This window comes from Seonamhaeicola sp. MEBiC01930, from assembly GCF_045277075.1.
GTDB lineage: Bacteria > Bacteroidota > Bacteroidia > Flavobacteriales > Flavobacteriaceae > Seonamhaeicola.
The window spans coordinates 2,714,950-2,731,828 of record NZ_CP104270.1 but is presented as its reverse complement, the minus strand read 5'-3'; the positions used below and the strand labels follow the sequence as shown (position 1 = coordinate 2,731,828).

Genomic DNA, 16,879 nt, shown 5'->3' with positions numbered 1-16,879 from the left:
GCTATAGAATTGAACCGTTTTCTATCTCTATGTCAAAGGCAGAATTTAGCTCTTCTATTTGTTCTGGCCTACCTAAAACTATAATTCTAGAATTTGCTTCTAACATGGTTTCTGGCTCAGGGTTTACAGTATACTCTCCATTAGAATTTTTATAACCAATTATGGTACAACCTGTTCTTTTTCTGAAATCTAAATCTCTTATAGTTTTTGCCTTCTTTGAATTGTAAAGTTTCTCAACCGCAACTTCTTCTATATTAATATTGGACTCACCAATAATGGCTAAATTATCAATAAACTCCATTAAACCAGGCACAACCACTAAAGATGCCATATGATCTCCTCCTATCATATCTGGTAAAATAACATTATTAGCACCAGCAAATTTTAGTTTTTCATAAGAGGATTCTTGTGAAGCTCTACTAATAATATTTATTCTTTTATTAATTTGTCTAGCCGATAAAACCACAAAAAGATTATCTGCGTCATTGGGTAATGCAGATATAAAGCTTGAAGCTCTATCTACACCCGCTAACATTAAAGTTTCATCTTCATTAGCATTTCCAATAACATAAGGTACATCATCTAATCTTAAGCGTTCTTCAACTTCCTTATCTTTCTCTATAACAACAAAAGATTTATTATGTGCCATAAGTTTTCTGGCAGCTTGTTTACCATTTCTTCCGTAACCACAAATAATAACGTGGTTTTTAAAACCATCAATCTTTTTTTGCATCTTTTTCTGTTTTATTTCCTCAATATCATTTTTACTTAAAATATACTCCGTAATTATAGAAATGGCATAACCAACTATAACCACACTTGCTAAAATTAAAAAAATAGTAAATATTTTAGCTTGTTCATCAAGAGGTTGAACTTCGCCAAACCCCACGGTAGTCATTGTAATTACAGTCATATACAATGCGTCTACCCATGAATAGTTTGATATTGCCATAAAACCTACAACACCCACCACCATTAAAACAATTAGTAAAGTTAGTGCCGTATATATTTTAGATCTAAAAAGCTTAACTAAGGGGTTATTCATAAAAACTATAAATCGAAAACTGACGAACGTTTGGTATAAACTAAATCTTTAATGCGAATCCAAAATGCTAAAAACAGGTACAAAGCAAAACCAAAACCAACGGTAACAAAGGTTAGATACATAAAACTAGTTCGAACCACTTTGGCTCTAATTCCTAATCTATCTGCTATACGCTGACAAACATAATAACCATGCTTTTGAAAAAACAATAAAGGTTTATATATATTCATGCTGCAAGTTAATCTTTAGTTTATTAGTTTAAAAGTTTATTTACCTAAAATTACATTACCAATTGCACATTGTAAACACCTATTTCTATCACAATATTCGGTTTTAAGCTGAACTAAAGCCTGAGAGTATAAAGCCGAATTTGAAACGCTTTTTAATTTATTGAAGGCCAAAATAATGCTATTACTTTCTGAAGCTATACTATTAGTTATTTGTATTAGAATATCATCAATGGTTTCTCCCCTATGTTTGGCATAGCAAAACTTTATTGGTAAAATGGTGTTTATTATTAATAAATCAATAAAAGCTTTTGATAAAAATTTTGAAGTTGACTTTGACTCCTTTTGAAATGTATAATGACTTTGCCAAAAGTCTGAGGTTTTTACTCTAAAAATCTTATAAAAATCATTTAAATTATTAGTCTCAATAATTTGTGAAAAAAGAGCTTCATGTTTATAATACAAACTTGCAAGTTGTGATAACCTTATAGTTGGAAAGTTTAAAGGGCGCAATCTAAAAAACTGAATCGGCAAAACTGAATCATTATTCAAACTAAATTTTTGCTTTAAGAAGGCATATTCTTTCTTTAAACTTAGAAAATAAGGGTCTTCAACCTCAACGTCCAACAAATTTGCCTGACCAAACAACAAAGCCTCCAAAGAAGTTTGGTTAGACTTAACTTTCCTTATAGTTGAAAAATTTAGGGATTGAGCCACACTTAAAAATGAATCTCCATTCACTTTCAACCCAAAGTTTTTTGCTAACATTTTGAATAAAACCGACTCCCAATTATTGTTTGATAATTCAAGCAGTTGTTCTATTTCTATTGCTTTTCGTTCTAAACGTTCAAAATACAAGCGTTCTAGCCAATTATTAAGCAAGAATCCATCAATAGCTCCGAAATCTTGCTCGCAATTAATCCACTTGTTTTGTTTAAAAATTAAGTTTTTAAAGTTATTTAAAACTTGATTTTCAACTAAACCTTTTAATTCAAGTGTTGGGATTACATTGTTATTATTCCTAAAAACCTCCATATCATGTTCCCAAACTACATGAAGGATTACATTATCATAAGCCGTATCTTGTTCATGGTTATGCAAAAACCAGTCTGAGGATTTAATATGAATCTCAACATTACCTGCCCATAACTGATTTTCAATTTTAATTTGAGCATTAAAAAAATCAGGACCAGAATTTAAATTATGTTGCCCAACAGAGTTGATTTCAACAGTTTCGCCTTGAGCTGTTTTTATAGTTTTAAATTTAAACTTTTTGTATTTCCAGATGTAATGTAGAAAATCTTCTTGCACCACTCTAAAATATAAAAAGTTGACTACATTTGATTACATATTTTATTTTAATTATGGAAGAATTAACGTTAACTACACCGGCATTACTGTTTTCAGCTATTTCGTTAATAATGCTAGCTTATACCAATAGATTTTTGGCATATGCTTCAACAATTAGGGATTTACATGACAAATATGTTAAAAACAATGATAGTATTCTTATTGCTCAAATAAAAAATATAAAACAACGGCTTTACCTTACACGTTCTATGCAAATTTTAGGAATTACTAGTTTATTACTATGTGTATTAACTATGTTTTTGATTTATATTGACCAAAACATAATTGCTATATGGGCTTTTGGGATTGCACTCCTTTTACTTATAGCTTCTTTAGCACTTTTAATTGTGGAGATTCAAATTTCTGTTAAAGCACTAGAACACCATATTAGTGATATAGAAAAAAATTAAATAGCTTCTTTATTAATTAAAATTTCTGAATAAGACTTTATCAAGAGATAAAGCTTTTCTGGATTAAATGGCTTGCCTAAGAAACCATCCATTTTGTATCGTTTTGTTTTTGCCTTAATGTCTGTTTGGGCAAATGCGGTTAAAGCTATTATAGGAATGCTCGCCTTAGAGTAGTCTTGTAAGTTTCTTATTCTTGTGGTGGTTTGATAACCATCTAATATTGGCATTTGTAAATCCATTAAAATAAGATCAAAGTGAGATTGTTCTAATTTTTTCAATACCTCTTCGCCATTTTCAGCCACCTGAAAATCAACTTTCCACTTACTAAATAATCGTTTTAGAATAAGAACGTTCATTTTATTATCTTCTGCCACAAGTATACTAATTTTTAATGGCTCATAATTTGGTTGACTTTTAATCATATTAGGATTATAAACATCTAACCTGTTACTTATTTTATAAGTAATTTCAAATGAAAAAGTTGCTCCTTCACCTATTTCACTGCTAACATTTAGATCACTATTTTGAAGGTTTAAAAGTTTTTTGCTAATAGATAATCCAAGACCTGTACCTCCATACTTAATAGAGGTTTGTGAATCAGCTTGAACAAAACTTTCAAATATTGTTTTCTGTTTATCTTCAGAAATCCCAATACCTGTATCTGTAACAATAAATTCAAGTTTTACTTTATTCCTTTTAATTCCTTTATTTACAATATGCAATCTTATGCTGCCTTTTTCTGTAAACTTCAACGCATTACTTAATAGGTTTTTTAAGATTTGACTAAGTTTAAGTTGATCTCCAATTATATTATTAGGTACATCTGCATCTTTAATAATTTGAAAAATCAAACTCTTACGTTCAGCACTTAACTTAAAATGTGATTCTATATTTTCAAAAAAGTAATTTAGGTTGAAGTCTTTTTCAACTAACTTTAATTTTCCAGATTTAATTTTATCAAAATCTAGCAAATCATTTATTAAACCAAGTAAATGGTCTCCAGAGTATTTTAACGCGTTTAAGTTCTCCAATTGCTCGGGCAAATGCTGTTCCATTAGCATAATATTTGTTAACCCAGTAACTGCATTTAGCGGTGTTCTAATTTCATGTGACATTGTTGAAAAGAACTCATCCTTAGCCTTACTTGCCTTTTGTAGTTCTATTTCTGTTTCTTTTAAATAAGTAATATCCATTATGGTACCAGTATAGCCAAAGGGCACACCCTCCTTATTTCTAACACGTTTTGATTTTACTTCAAACCAAAAGAATTTACCGGCATTGCTAAACTTGAAAATAAATGAAATTTCCTCTTTATCTAATGAAAAAAGATTATTTAATTTTGCTGAACCTTCAATATATTCCCCTTTTAGAAATTTCATAAAGTTTTCACCTAAACAAGCTTCAACAGGAATTCCAGAATATTTTTCCCAAGCAGAATTTAAAAATGTAAAATTCCCATCAAGATCTGTTTCAAAAATAACTCCACCAATATTATCTACTATATTTACTAATTGTGTTTTTGTATTATCTCGTTCAGCTATCAATTTTTGATTAGCAACAAATAATTCTTTAGAACTTTCTTCAAGGATATTTTCAATATGATTAAAATCCTTGTCAAAATCTTTATAAGCATCATTAATTAAATTTAAAAACTCATCAAAAGCAGGATTATCCTGTATATTCAATCCTGTTTTTTTTATCTGACGCTTAAGTAATCTATGAAGTTCTTGGTTTAGCATTCTGATAGTGTTGTTATAGTCATTGTTTGATTATGTAGTTCACAAGGGGAGAATTCACCAAAAGGCGCAATTTCTCCATAAGAATAAAATCCAGTAATACATGGCTTACTTCCAACAACATCTCTAACTACCTCAACTTCTTCTTCAACCATTTGTTTTAAAACTAACCTTCTTCCTACACAACTAATTAAAATAGCTAATTCTGATTGGTTTTCCTGTTCCTTATTGGCATATATAGCAGAATCTTCTGCACCATTAATAAGTCTATCAATATTAGCTTTCATTAAGCGCACATATGCTCCTTCAGGTATGTTACCAGCGAAAGTTAAACTCTGGTCTTTTTCGGAAACAGCTAAAATAGTTCTTACGATTGGTTGTGTACTTCCTTCAACTCTCATGCTTAATGGAAAAAGTAAACCTGAACTTGGTAAATTTTTTGCTTCTTCTCCTAAAAAAGATTTGTATATTTCTAATGCTGGCATTCCATCTAGTTCATACAAAATATTGCTTTCGGATTTTGTAACCAGACGTTCTATACCAAAACTATCCCATCCTCCTTTTGAGCTATATCCTACTTTTAACTCATCTCCGTATAAACCTAAACCAATAATAGTTTTGTCTACAATAGCATCATTATTAATAATAAAAGTTTCATTGAAATCAGAACCATCTGCAGCTAACCCTCCAGTAATACTTACATCTGGGATTCTAGATTTTAAACCAGAAACTAAATCGGCTCCATTAACATTTAATCCATCGCTAAGTATTATAACATGTTTTAAATCATCAGCAGCTAATTTATTAGCTAACCTTGATCCAGCTTCAAAACTACCTGTCATATTATCAATTAACACAGATTCCTTTTTGTGGGTAACCTTATTCAATTTAATTGCCGTTAATGAAACTGTTTTATCATTCACTGATACATCTGATATTTCTCCTGCTGTTGAGCATCCAATTATAGTTGCTTTTGGGTAGGAAGAGTTTAATAATTTTAGAAAACTGTTTTTTTCTTTAAAGCTAGGTGACACAAATAGCAAAAATATATTTGCATCAATTGTAATATTATTTAATTCATTATTCCAATTATCTTCAGATAAAGAAAGTTGTTGTACATCCATAAGTAAGTCATTTTTGGTTAGGGGCAAAAATACCTTTTATCGTTTTTTATTGCATTTCATCGGTAAAAATAACAAAATTTGTCAAAAAAAAAAATTTAGGTAACTTTTTGTTAAAGAAAAATTAAAGGCTATTCAAATCTTATTGCCTTAACAGGAGAAATTTTTGTAATAACATAAGAAGGTACTAAAAGCATTAGCAAACATAAAAAAAGTGTACCTACATTTAAGATGAGTATATAACTAAAATTAATATAAACAGGTACTTCAGTAACATAATAAACACTAGGATCTAATGGAAAAAGTTTAAAATACTTTTGCACCAATAGCAACCCAAGTCCTAATATATTTCCCCAAAACAAACCAAGAATAATTAAGTAAGAGGCATTATACAAAAATAATTTACGAATACTCCAATTACTGCTCCCTAATGCCTTTAAAACTCCTATCATTTGGGTTCTCTCTAAAATTAAAACCAAAAGCGCTGTTATCATATTTATACCTGCAACTAAAATCATAATACCAATAATACCATAAATATTAGTATCAAATATCTTAATCCATTCAAAAATAGAACTGTATTTATGAGTTATAGTTTGAGTATTTAGTTCTGATGGTGTATTATCATAAACCTCATAACCCTTTTCAACTAATTCAGAATAATCATCTATAAAAACCTCGAAATTGCCTATTTCTGTATAATTACCTTCATCATCTTTATTCCATTTATTCATTCGTTGAATATGGCGTATATCTCCTATAATATAATTAGCATCAAAATCTTGAAATCCGGAGTTATAAATACCAACAATAGTATATGTTATTATATTAGGTAACTTTTCAGGATCGTCTTTAATGAAAACCATTTGAAAGGTTTCATTAAGTTTCAATTCTAATCTATTAGCTAGATACTTAGACACTAAAACATCTTCATTTCTTTTATTAGAATAATCTGGAAGTTTACCTTCTATCAAGAAATCTTTAAAATATTTCCAATTATAATCTGCTCCAACACCCTTTAAATAAGTCGCTTCAAAATCTTTTTCTGTTCTAATAACACCGTATTTTGAGGCAACACCTTGTACGTGTTGAACACCTTCCACTGATGTAAATTCCGGATAAAAATCTTGGTTTATAGAAATTGGAATTATACTTTCATCAGAATTATTACTGTCATAATTAGTTATTAGAATATGCCCGTTAAATGCTACTACCTTATCTCTTATTTTTTGTTGTAAACCAATGCCCGTTGCAATGGCAATCATCATAACAATTAACCCTATAGCAATTGCAGCAATTCCAATTTTTATTATTGGTGCCGAAATACTACTTTTATACGACTTACTACTAATTATGCGTTTAGCTATAAAATACTCGTAATTCAATTTATACAATGAGGTTTAATGTTTTCAAAAATACAGTTTTATTATTTGTTTTAGTACTTATTTCTTGCGCTTCTAAGGTGAAGAAAGAAGATGGAAAACATGATGAGACCCTGAAACAAGTTCTGGGTGACACAAGTGTCATTGTTGGTGCTAACCAGACAGAAGCTTATTTACCTTTGTTAAAAGGAAAAAGCGTGGGAATTGTTGCTAATCAGACATCGGTTATTTTTAATGATAAAGGCTACACACATTTAGTGGATTCATTACTTTCTGAGAAGGTTGATATTAAAAAAGTATTTGCTCCAGAACATGGTTTTAGAGGAAAAGCTGATGCTGGTGAAGTGGTTAAAGATGGTGTTGATACCAAAACCAATTTACCTATTGTTTCGCTTTACGGAAGTAATAAAAAACCAAAACTAGAACAGCTAACAGGTGTAGATGTGGTTGTTTTTGATATTCAGGATGTAGGAGCACGTTTTTATACTTACATTTCAACTTTGCATTATGTTATGGAAGCATGTGCTGAAGCTAATATACCTGTGCTAATTTTAGACCGTCCAAATCCAAACGGGCATTATATTGATGGCCCTATTTTAGAACTTGAACATAAAAGCTTTGTTGGAATGCACCCCATTCCTGTTGTTCATGGAATGACTATTGGTGAATATGCAAAAATGATTAACGGTGAAAAATGGTTAAAAAATGGTATTACATGTGAACTAAAAGTAATCCCCGTTGAGCATTACACTCATAATACCAAATATAGTTTACCTATAAAGCCAAGTCCTAATTTACCTAATGATATTGCTATTAATCTTTACCCTAGTTTATGTTTTTTTGAAGGCACAAATGTTAGTGCAGGAAGAGGTACAGAAAATCAGTTTCAAATTTTTGGAAGCCCTTTTTTATATCCGGAAGTTTATAAATATCAATTTACACCAAACCCAAACGAAGGTGCCAAATATCCTAAACATCAAGGAAAAGTTTGTTATGGTGAAGATTTAACTTTTATAAAAAATCTTGACAGCATAAATCTTTATTGGTTAATTATAGCATATAACAACACTAAAGATAAAACTAAATTTTTCAACGATTTCTTTACTAAACTAGCCGGAACTACAAAGCTTCAACAACAAATTGAATCTAAATTAACTGGAGAAGAAATTAAAGCTACATGGCAAGAAGATATAGAGACTTTTAAGAAAATCAGAGAAAAGTATTTGATTTACAATTAGTAGCTTTTGCGTTAGGGATTGAACGGTATGTTTGAAATCCCCGACGAAGGAGGGATTGAGTAGTGAAAGCCCGACCCGAGAGGGTAACGCCCAAATAATAATTAATTATTCATCTGGAGCTACTGTTGGTTTGTCATATTTCTGAAACGGTTGTTTTAATAATTCACCGATATGTTGATTTTTCTTCTCATCTGGAAACACATCAACTCCATAAACCAACTTTTCTGTATCTAATTCCATATAAGTACCTAAAAGTCTGTCCCAAACCGAAAAAATATTTCCATAATTAGAATCGGTATACGGCAGCCTGTAATGATGATGTACTTTATGCATATCAGGTGATACCAATATATAACTAATAGCCTTATCAATGCGTTTTGGCAACCTTATATTGGCATGACTAAATTGTGTTGCTAATACCGAAATTGTTTGATATAAAAACACAACACCTATGGGAGTCCCAACCACAAAAACACCTAAAAGCGTAAAGAAAAACCTAATAACACTTTCAATGGGATGATGCCTATTTGCGGTTGTGGTATCAACCTTATGATCGGTATGATGTACTAAGTGTACCATCCATAGTGGTTTTACTTTATGCTCAATTAAATGCGGTAGATATGCCCCGAAAAAGTCAAGAAAAAACACACCCAAAAACGCATATAATCCTAATGACATTTCTGGTAACCAATTGATGAGTCCAAAATCATTATCTCTTACCCAATCGGACGTTTTTAATAGCATAAACGCCAATGGAAAATTAACTATCATCAAGGTTAGATTAAAAAATAAATTTGGTACAGCGTGTCTCCACTTATTATACTTGAACTTAAACAAAGGAATTGCACCTTCAATAATCCAAAATATGGTTAGACCACCAACTATAAGCATAGCACGATGCGAAGGAGGAATATTTTCAAAGTAGTTTAAAAGTGTTTCCAAATGAATACTATTTTGGTAATAAATATAATTATTTTATTCGTTTCTTCATTTCCTCAACAATATTGAAAGCCGCAGGACAAATAGCCACATTTTTTAGGGTAAGATTAGATATTTGTTGAAACTTTTTTCTATCGGTATGTGGAAACTCTCTACATGCCTTAGGTCTCACATCATAAATGGAGCAATAATTATCTGCTCCCAAAAAAGTACATGGTACATTTTGCAATACATAATCGTTCTCCTCATCTATTCTCAAATATTGTTCAATAAACTGCTGAGGCTTTATTCTGAAAGATTTTGAAATACGTGCAACATCTTTATCCGTAAATAGCGGTCCTGTAGTTTTACAACAATTGGCGCATTGTAAACAATCAGTTTTTTCAAACTCATTATCATGCAATTCTTGCATGATATAGTCCATATTTTTTGGAGCTTTCTTTTTAAGCTTCTGAAAGAACTTTTTGTTCTCGTTATGTTTATCTTTGGCCTGCTTTGGAAGATTATCAATAATGTCTTGCATAGCGCAAAAGTAATTTAAATGAAAGACATTTTTGGTAAAGCTTTATTAGATTATCAAAACGGTAATTATACCGAAGACATCATCACGTCTACAAGTATTTCTGATGAGGACATCTTACCACTACCCTATTTATTTAGAAATTATTCTGAAATGCCTAAACTGGAACAAAAGGCATTACAATTGGCTAAAGGCTCTATACTTGATGTGGGTTGCGGTACTGGAAGCCATAGTTTGTATTTAGAAAAGAAAGGACTCAACGTAAAAGCTATAGATATTTCTAGAGGAGCGATTCATGTGGCAAAACAACGAGGCGTTACAAATGCTAAAGCCATAGATTTACTAGATGAAACCGAAAGGTTCGACACTATTCTTTTGTTAATGAATGGCACCGGCATTTTTCAGGAAATAATTCAGGTTTCTAAAAATTTAAAACATCTAAAAAATCTATTAAAACCAAATGGACAAATTTTAATTGATTCGTCTGATATTAAATATATGTTCGAAGATGAAGATGGTGGCTTTTGGGTTGACACCAATGCTGAATATTATGGTGAACTAGATTATTTCATTAGTTATAAAGGTGAAAAAGAAACACCATTAAAATGGCTTTATTTAGATTTTAATACATTAAAGTTGGCTTGTAAAACTGTTGGTTTAGAATGTGAGTTGGTTATGGAAGGTGAGCATTTTGATTATTTGGCTAGGTTGAGTTAGGTTTATTCACAACTAATATCATCCTTGGTGCCAAATCGTCCATCTTTTCCGGAAGAGACAATGACAAAAGCTGTTCCGTTATTTATTACAGCATAATTATACTCTCTTCCCCAAGCATCTTTATTCCAGTTTTTTCTCATAGGACTATTGCCTATAATCTCATTTAAATCATTAGGATAAAATCCAAACTTCTCATACCATTTTTCAGTCCAATTCCTAATATTTGAAATTTCCTTTTTAGTTTTCTCTTGATAAATCATCCTATATTGATAAGAAAAAAAAGCAAATGAGCCTAAACAAGTTATAATCAAAACAAAAAAGACAATTTTAACACTGGGTTGTAAAAAGAACTTTTGCAAAGGCCTTTTAACACCATCTTCTTTTTCTTTTTTTCTTATCCGTTTTCGATGTTGATAATCCCCATAATCCAACCCAATCCAAGCTAAAAACTCTAAGATTATTTGAATCATTCGGAAATGTATTATTAAAAATCAAACTTAAAAGTGGCACCTGCCAAAAACTGAATACTTTGCACTGGGAAATTTTGCCAACGTTGATAAGCATTATTGGCAATATTGTTAGCTTTAGCAAACACCGAAATTTGATCATTAATATGATAACCCAAATGAGCATTGGCATCAAAATAACTATCTAGCACCACTGTAAACGGAGAAGCTACTGTAATACCATCATTTAAAAAATATTGATCTTTTCTTTCGCCTATGTAAAACAGGTTGGCTCCCGTAAACCAATGCTCGTCAATTTGGTAATCCATAAACAGAGAGCCCTTAAAATCTGGGAGGTTCCAAGCCTCGGCTTCATCATCAGTAGAATAACTAAAATACTCAGCTTTTATACCTAATTTAAAGTTTCGGTTTACATCTACATTTATTTCACCTGCAACACCAAAAGTATCTACATTGTCATATTCTATTCCAAAAGAATTACCATAAGAATAGGCTTGATCTGTCATTAAAGTAATGTCGTTGTTTTTAAACAGAGCTTTGTTTCTATCTGCTTTGTAGAGTCCATTAATATTATAACTCATATTGCTTGAAAGCTTACCTTTTAAACCAATATACGCATTGTATTGTTGGTCTGTTGGCATCATAAACAATGTAGGTGATACAAAGGGGTTTTCAGAAGCAAAATCGAAATAAGAATTCTGAATTAATCCACCTTCAATACCTCCATAGGCAATCAAAACGTCATTTACCAATCTATATGTAGCCGTAACATTCGGGTAGATATAAAACTTACTTTCTTTAGATTCTGAATCTCTTAAATAAGCGGCAGTAATCCCCACATTAACCGTTAAATCATCCTGTTTCATTTCATAAGTTGGTGCAGCACATACTATAAAATTCCCATAATTAAACTCTTGGTTAAATTCATAACTTCTATCAAAAGTTCCTTTTAAATAATCAAATTTAAATGTAGTTGATATCTCTTCTCTATCTACTGGAATATCAATTTGAGTGCTTACCAAAAACCTGTTTTCACCAGAACCTTGGTTATCTCCAAATCGTCTAAAAAAGAAACTCCCAGAATTTATATAGGTATTTTCAAAAGAAATATCTCCACCAAAATGGGCGTCATAAAAGCTGTGCTCCTCATTAATGGCATCACTTATTGCCGTATTAATAAAAGAAGGAGCTACACCATACCAATTGTACATTAGGTGATTAAACCCTGCTTCCACATTCCAAGACAGGTCTCTTAACCTAGTTGCATAGTTTAAATTAATTTTGGAAATAGAATAATTATCATCAAAAGATACACCGTCAATTCCACCTTGCGAAGAATTATGACTAACATAACCGCCAACACTTTCGTTTCTGCTAATGGCATGGTTTAAATATACTTCGCCCAAAATAGTAGTGTAAGTGCCCACGCCTATTGTGGCATAATTATCATATAACTTTATCGGTTTTCTTTTTTCAACAACCGCTGCCTTTCCTTTTGCTGGTGTAAAGGTTGAGGCCACTGGAAATGAGAAAATATTATACTTAACGTCTTTCTTATTCTCTGTAGTTTCATCATCTAATGATGGAATTTCTTTTACTTTAAAGGCGTCAGAAATTGAAGGTGTATATGGTTTTACAACATCTATAACACCCGTGTTAATAGTATCCTTATCTCTTTTTTGAGAAAAAACAAGGGTTACACTTAATATGGTGATGACACTTAATATATGTTTTACGTGCTTGCGCATATTCTTAATTTTTACGATTGATGATTTATTCTGACTGAATAGATGAATTAGTCTTTGATTCTTCGGCTTTTATTTTACTTAGCTCTTCTTTAGCTTCATCAACAACATCCTCAAATTCAGCAAAATTTCCAATGACACTTTCTAAAATATAAGTGGCTTGAAAAGCATCATCTAGAGCATAGAAATTCTTAGCCATTAGCACCAATCCTTTGGCACTGTAATATTTATAACCTGAATAATCTTTAGCTAACTTTTGTACCGATTTATTAGATGCTGCATGCTCTCCTTCTTTATTTTTAAAGTAGGCATTGTAATAAAGTGCTTCTGCCGCAGTTTCACCAGTTGCTACTTTTTCCACTTGCGAAAACGCTGTTTTTGCCTTGTCTTCATCACCCGTTTTTATCGCAGAACGCGCAATAATGATATAAGCATCACTCTTAATTTTATTATCAATTTTTGAACTCGTCAATACTTTTTCGGCATAAGAAACGGCTTCACTATAGTTTTCTAATTGATAATTTGCTTTCATTAAATTAGATTGTGCAAATACTACATTTTGTGGATAGTTAGCCTCCTCTTCCAAACGTTGTAATATTGGAATAGCTTTATTCCAAGTCTTTTCTTCTAAATAATATTGAGACAAACGTGATAATGCTTCTTCTGTATATTCACTTTGCGACGTTTCAACTATAAATTTATAATGAGGAGCTGCATTGGCAACTAATCCTTTTTTGTAATATAACTGACCCAAATAGAAATGAGCCTGAAGAATATGTAATCCGTTTGGAAAGTCATTCACATAACCATTAAACTGCCTAATGGCTCTATCTGTATTTCCATCTAAATATTGCTTTTCTGCTGCTGTATAAGTAGCATTATCCAATTCAGAGTCGGTAACTTCAACATAATCTAGTGTTTTCACCCAATTAGCGTAATCGTCAACTCGTCCTAGATCAATATAAATTAATTTAGCTGTAGATACGGCTTGAACCGCTTCTGGTGTTCCAGGGTAACTTCCTGCAACTTTTTTAAACTTGGTTAAAGCGCGTTCATTTTCATTTCCATTATAATATACTAACCCTTGACGTAATAAAGCCTTCGGCACAAAAGTGCTCATTCTATATTCCGAGTTTAAACGATCATAAACACTCATAGCCTTATCGGTCTCATTTGCTTTTACATATGAATTACCCAATTCATACATAGCATCATCACGAAGTTTAGATTTTGGATAATCTGAAATAAAAGCTTCTAGTTCTTTAATCTTCTTTGAAAATTGCCCCAAGTACCCAACACTAATAGCTTTTTGAAATGCCGGATAATCTGAATCTATTTCACTTAATTTAATGGCATTATTGTAGGCTTTAATGGCGTTACTGTAATTACTGGTTACAAAGTGAACATCTCCTGAACGTAAATAGGCATCATTCAACCTAACTTTATCATCCTTTTTAGTATTAATAAAATCATTGAAATGATCAGTAGCTTTTCCATAATTCTTCAATTTGAAATAGGTATAAGCTAAATTATAATCTAAATTCTGAGTTTCAGGAGTGCTTGAACCTGCCTGCTGAAACTGTTTAAAGCCAATTAATGCATCTTCAAAATTGGTTAAATTGTAATCTGCCTCCGCTTTCCAAAAGGTTGCTCTTGCTGTGTATTTATCGTCTCGTGGTTCTTTTAAAGATTCATCAAATAACGATTCAGCTTCTAAATATTGATTTTCATTATATAACTCAATTCCTCTATAAAAAGCCACTTTTTGATATGCTACTTTATTTTCAAAACTCTTTTTTCCTTCTAACAGTTTAAGAGCTTCCATATAATTTTTTGAAGTAATGTATGAGTCTATTAATAGTGTTTCAATTTCTTCTTTATAACTGGTATCAGGATACTTCTCCAAATAACCAGCTAAAACTTGTGGAGCCGATTGATAAGGGTTTCCTATTTCGTAACTAATCTTAGCATAGTTTAACCAAGCATCTTCTTGAATTTTTAAATCGAAACTCATTTGAGAGGCATATCTAAATGCATTTAATGCTTCTTGTTTTTTATCTAGGTTGATGTAACTTTCTCCTAAATGATAGTAGGCATTTTGTGCAATTGAATTATTACCGCCGATTATTTTATTAAACTCAGATATGGCTTTTTCGTAATCGCCTTGTTTATAATGCGCATATCCAAGTTGATAATAATCAGTGTTGTTCCATTTACCTGTTCTATCACGTTTTCCATTCTTGCCTTGGTAGGCCGTTAAATAAGGAATAGCAGCCGCATATTCTTCTAAATTAAAATAACTCTCACCTATGATTTTTGACAATTCTGAAACTTCCTCCTCATCACTTTCTGGAAGCCTTTCTTTAGCTAATTCAATAGCCTTTTCAAAATTTCCCAATTTGAAGTTCAAATCTGCCTGGTAATAAGATAACTTTTCTTTGTAACGTTCTTGATCACTTACTTGCTCAAAATATTCATTAGCTTGATCATAATCATCACCCTCATAAGCCATAAAACCAATATAATACTTTGCTTGAGAGCCATATTCTTGAGAGGTTTCAACACGTGACAAATACTTTTTTGCATCTCTATATTGCTTTGTTGAAAAAGCAGAATAACCATTATTAAAGTTAAACTTCTCTTTTTCATTTCTTCCTAAGGCTTCTTCATTAACTTTATTATACCATTTTCTAGCTCTAGCATACTTAGAGTTTTCAAAATAGTAATCTGCAACATCTACATAAGCCGTATTACGCTTTGTACTAGTGGGATACTCCTTAACAAAATCTTCTACTAACTGATCTGCATTTTGTTGATTTAACCTTACAGCACAATTAGCGATGTAATAAGAACAATCTGATTGTAAAATGCTTTCCTTGACCGATTTTTTCACACTACCAAACAAAGACTGTGCTGCCAAATATTGCTGATTATTATATAGAGATAATGCTTTTTGATAATCAACCCTATTATTAGTATAAGCCGCTGATTGTTGGGCAAAAAGGTTAAAACTAAAACTGAAAGCTACTAAAAGGGAGGTAATTATTTTTTTAGCCATTGACTACTCGTTTTTAATTGAAATCAAAGATAATTTAATACCAAACCTATAACGAAATAATCGTGCCATAATTATAATTTGAGTTATTAAATGTTAAAATAAACAGAATACAGAAGACATAAAACCAAAAATCCTAAACTTTAGTATAATCCATAAAATATATTTTGAGTTTTGGAGTTTGGGTTTTGACATTTTAAACAATACATTTACAACAACAAAGAAACCTTTAATTTGCTTTATGTCAAATACTATTTTACAATTAAAAGACGCCTCTATTTATCAAAGAGATAGTCTTGTACTTTCTAATGTTAATGTTGAAATTAATAAAGGTGAATTTGTTTACTTAATTGGTAAAACGGGTACAGGAAAAAGTAGTTTCATGAAAACACTTTATGGTGATTTACCTTTAAAAGAAGGTGAAGGTCATATAGTGGAATACGATTTGAAAAGCCTTAAAGAAAAAGACATTCCTTTTTTAAGACGAAAATTGGGTGTTGTTTTTCAAGATTTCAAATTACTAATTGATAGAACTATTAATGACAATTTACTTTTTGTTTTAAAAGCTACGGGGTGGAAAGACAAAGAAAAAATGAATGCAAAGGTTGAAGAAGTTTTAGCAAAGGTTGACATGACAACCAAAGGCTTTAAATTCCCACATGAGCTTTCTGGTGGCGAACAACAGCGCATTGCTATTGCTAGAGCATTATTAAATGATCCTGAGCTAATTCTTGCTGATGAACCTACTGGAAATTTAGACCCCCAAACCAGTGTAGAGGTAATGAAGGTATTACAGGACATCAATAAAAACGGTAATACCATTTTAATGGCTACACATGATTATGCATTACTTTTAAAATACCCAAGTAAGACTTTAAAATGTGATGATAATCAGATTTATGAGGTAGTACAAAGGAAAGCCTAACA

General features: G+C 31.3%; 15 protein-coding genes. 4 read left to right on the top strand and 11 right to left on the bottom strand.

Going from position 1 to position 16,879, the window contains the following annotated elements:
- Position 1: 1 nt before the first annotated feature.
- From N1F78_RS11795 to N1F78_RS11785, 3 genes are read right to left on the bottom strand one after another with little or no spacing between them, the layout of a single operon-like run.
- The gene (locus N1F78_RS11795) at positions 2-1,045 is read right to left on the bottom strand and encodes a potassium channel family protein (protein ID WP_406683365.1); all 1,044 of its coding nucleotides are present in this window, start codon (positions 1,043-1,045) and stop codon (positions 2-4) included.
- Between the two features lie 5 nt (positions 1,046-1,050).
- Positions 1,051-1,275 carry a PspC domain-containing protein gene (locus N1F78_RS11790; RefSeq protein WP_299556144.1) on the bottom strand — a complete coding sequence of 75 codons (225 nt, stop codon included), beginning with the start codon at positions 1,273-1,275 and terminating at the stop codon, positions 1,051-1,053.
- 36 nt (positions 1,276-1,311) lie between these two features.
- Positions 1,312-2,583, bottom strand: coding sequence for a DUF2851 family protein (locus N1F78_RS11785; RefSeq protein WP_406683364.1), 1,272 nt, complete (start codon positions 2,581-2,583; stop codon positions 1,312-1,314).
- Between the two features lie 53 nt (positions 2,584-2,636).
- Here N1F78_RS11785 and N1F78_RS11780 point away from each other — a divergent pair, with 53 nt between their 5' ends.
- Entirely contained in the window at positions 2,637-3,032 is a 396-nt protein-coding gene (locus tag N1F78_RS11780; RefSeq protein WP_406683363.1) for a DUF2721 domain-containing protein, read from the top strand.
- On the opposite strand, the gene N1F78_RS11775 is transcribed toward N1F78_RS11780, so the two are convergent.
- The 3 genes from N1F78_RS11775 to N1F78_RS11765 all read right to left on the bottom strand — a co-directional run bounded on the left by N1F78_RS11775 (position 3,029) and on the right by N1F78_RS11765 (position 7,274).
- Positions 3,029-4,771: an ATP-binding protein gene (locus N1F78_RS11775; protein WP_406683362.1), complete on the bottom strand. Its 1,743-nt coding sequence runs from the start codon at positions 4,769-4,771 to the stop codon at positions 3,029-3,031. The two genes, N1F78_RS11780 and N1F78_RS11775, sit on opposite strands and share 4 nt — an antisense overlap.
- Positions 4,765-5,892 (bottom strand): FIST signal transduction protein, encoded by a 1,128-nt coding sequence (locus tag N1F78_RS11770; protein WP_406683361.1) that lies wholly within the window; start codon positions 5,890-5,892, stop codon positions 4,765-4,767. The genes N1F78_RS11775 and N1F78_RS11770 overlap by 7 nt, the downstream gene beginning before the upstream one ends.
- 128 nt (positions 5,893-6,020) lie before the next feature.
- Positions 6,021-7,274, bottom strand: coding sequence for an ABC transporter permease (locus N1F78_RS11765; protein WP_406683360.1), 1,254 nt, complete (start codon positions 7,272-7,274; stop codon positions 6,021-6,023).
- Positions 7,275-7,282: 8 nt separating this feature from the next.
- Here N1F78_RS11765 and N1F78_RS11760 point away from each other — a divergent pair, with 8 nt between their 5' ends.
- Complete coding sequence (locus N1F78_RS11760) at positions 7,283-8,509, top strand: exo-beta-N-acetylmuramidase NamZ domain-containing protein (RefSeq protein WP_406683359.1); 1,227 nt, start codon at positions 7,283-7,285, stop codon at positions 8,507-8,509.
- Between the two features lie 105 nt (positions 8,510-8,614).
- Here the strand turns inward: N1F78_RS11760 and N1F78_RS11755 are convergent, their stop codons facing one another.
- Together N1F78_RS11755 and N1F78_RS11750 are read right to left on the bottom strand one after the other, a co-directional pair.
- Entirely contained in the window at positions 8,615-9,451 is an 837-nt protein-coding gene (locus N1F78_RS11755; protein ID WP_406683358.1) for a sterol desaturase family protein, read from the bottom strand.
- 28 nt (positions 9,452-9,479) lie between these two features.
- A complete protein-coding gene (locus N1F78_RS11750; protein WP_406683357.1) occupies positions 9,480-9,971 on the bottom strand; it encodes a YkgJ family cysteine cluster protein in 492 nt (163 codons plus the stop codon).
- 18 nt (positions 9,972-9,989) lie between these two features.
- On the opposite strand from N1F78_RS11750, the gene N1F78_RS11745 reads away from it, so the two are divergent.
- A complete protein-coding gene (locus N1F78_RS11745) occupies positions 9,990-10,685 on the top strand; it encodes a class I SAM-dependent methyltransferase (protein ID WP_406683356.1) in 696 nt (231 codons plus the stop codon).
- A gap of 2 nt (positions 10,686-10,687) precedes the next feature.
- On the opposite strand, the gene N1F78_RS11740 is transcribed toward N1F78_RS11745, so the two are convergent.
- From N1F78_RS11740 to N1F78_RS11730, 3 genes are read right to left on the bottom strand one after another with little or no spacing between them, the layout of a single operon-like run.
- Complete coding sequence (locus N1F78_RS11740) at positions 10,688-11,155, bottom strand: type II secretion system protein GspG (RefSeq protein ID WP_406683355.1); 468 nt, start codon at positions 11,153-11,155, stop codon at positions 10,688-10,690.
- 14 nt (positions 11,156-11,169) lie between these two features.
- On the bottom strand, positions 11,170-12,900 hold the full coding sequence (locus N1F78_RS11735; RefSeq protein WP_406683354.1) for a TonB-dependent receptor: 1,731 nt from the start codon (positions 12,898-12,900) through the stop codon (positions 11,170-11,172).
- 25 nt (positions 12,901-12,925) lie between these two features.
- Positions 12,926-15,955 (bottom strand): tetratricopeptide repeat protein, encoded by a 3,030-nt coding sequence (locus tag N1F78_RS11730; RefSeq protein WP_406683353.1) that lies wholly within the window; start codon positions 15,953-15,955, stop codon positions 12,926-12,928.
- Positions 15,956-16,193: 238 nt separating this feature from the next.
- Between N1F78_RS11730 and N1F78_RS11725 the strand changes: the two genes are divergently transcribed.
- A complete protein-coding gene (locus N1F78_RS11725; RefSeq protein ID WP_406683352.1) occupies positions 16,194-16,877 on the top strand; it encodes a cell division ATP-binding protein FtsE in 684 nt (227 codons plus the stop codon).
- The last annotated feature ends 2 nt before the right edge of the window (positions 16,878-16,879 follow it).

Bases quoted from the DNA above. Each gene is read 5' to 3' on its own strand.
- N1F78_RS11795 (WP_406683365.1), bottom strand. From the start codon at position 1,045: ATGAATAACCCCTTAGTTAAGCTTTTTAGATCTAAAATATATACGGCA.
- N1F78_RS11790 (WP_299556144.1), bottom strand. From the start codon at position 1,275: ATGAATATATATAAACCTTTATTGTTTTTTCAAAAGCATGGTTATTAT.
- N1F78_RS11780 (WP_406683363.1), top strand. From the start codon at position 2,637: ATGGAAGAATTAACGTTAACTACACCGGCATTACTGTTTTCAGCTATT.
- N1F78_RS11775 (WP_406683362.1), bottom strand. From the start codon at position 4,771: ATGCTAAACCAAGAACTTCATAGATTACTTAAGCGTCAGATAAAAAAA.
- N1F78_RS11770 (WP_406683361.1), bottom strand. From the start codon at position 5,892: ATGGATGTACAACAACTTTCTTTATCTGAAGATAATTGGAATAATGAA.
- N1F78_RS11760 (WP_406683359.1), top strand. From the start codon at position 7,283: ATGAGGTTTAATGTTTTCAAAAATACAGTTTTATTATTTGTTTTAGTA.
- N1F78_RS11750 (WP_406683357.1), bottom strand. From the start codon at position 9,971: ATGCAAGACATTATTGATAATCTTCCAAAGCAGGCCAAAGATAAACAT.
- N1F78_RS11745 (WP_406683356.1), top strand. From the start codon at position 9,990: ATGAAAGACATTTTTGGTAAAGCTTTATTAGATTATCAAAACGGTAAT.
- N1F78_RS11740 (WP_406683355.1), bottom strand. From the start codon at position 11,155: ATGATTCAAATAATCTTAGAGTTTTTAGCTTGGATTGGGTTGGATTAT.
- N1F78_RS11735 (WP_406683354.1), bottom strand. From the start codon at position 12,900: ATGCGCAAGCACGTAAAACATATATTAAGTGTCATCACCATATTAAGT.
- N1F78_RS11730 (WP_406683353.1), bottom strand. From the start codon at position 15,955: ATGGCTAAAAAAATAATTACCTCCCTTTTAGTAGCTTTCAGTTTTAGT.
- N1F78_RS11725 (WP_406683352.1), top strand. From the start codon at position 16,194: ATGTCAAATACTATTTTACAATTAAAAGACGCCTCTATTTATCAAAGA.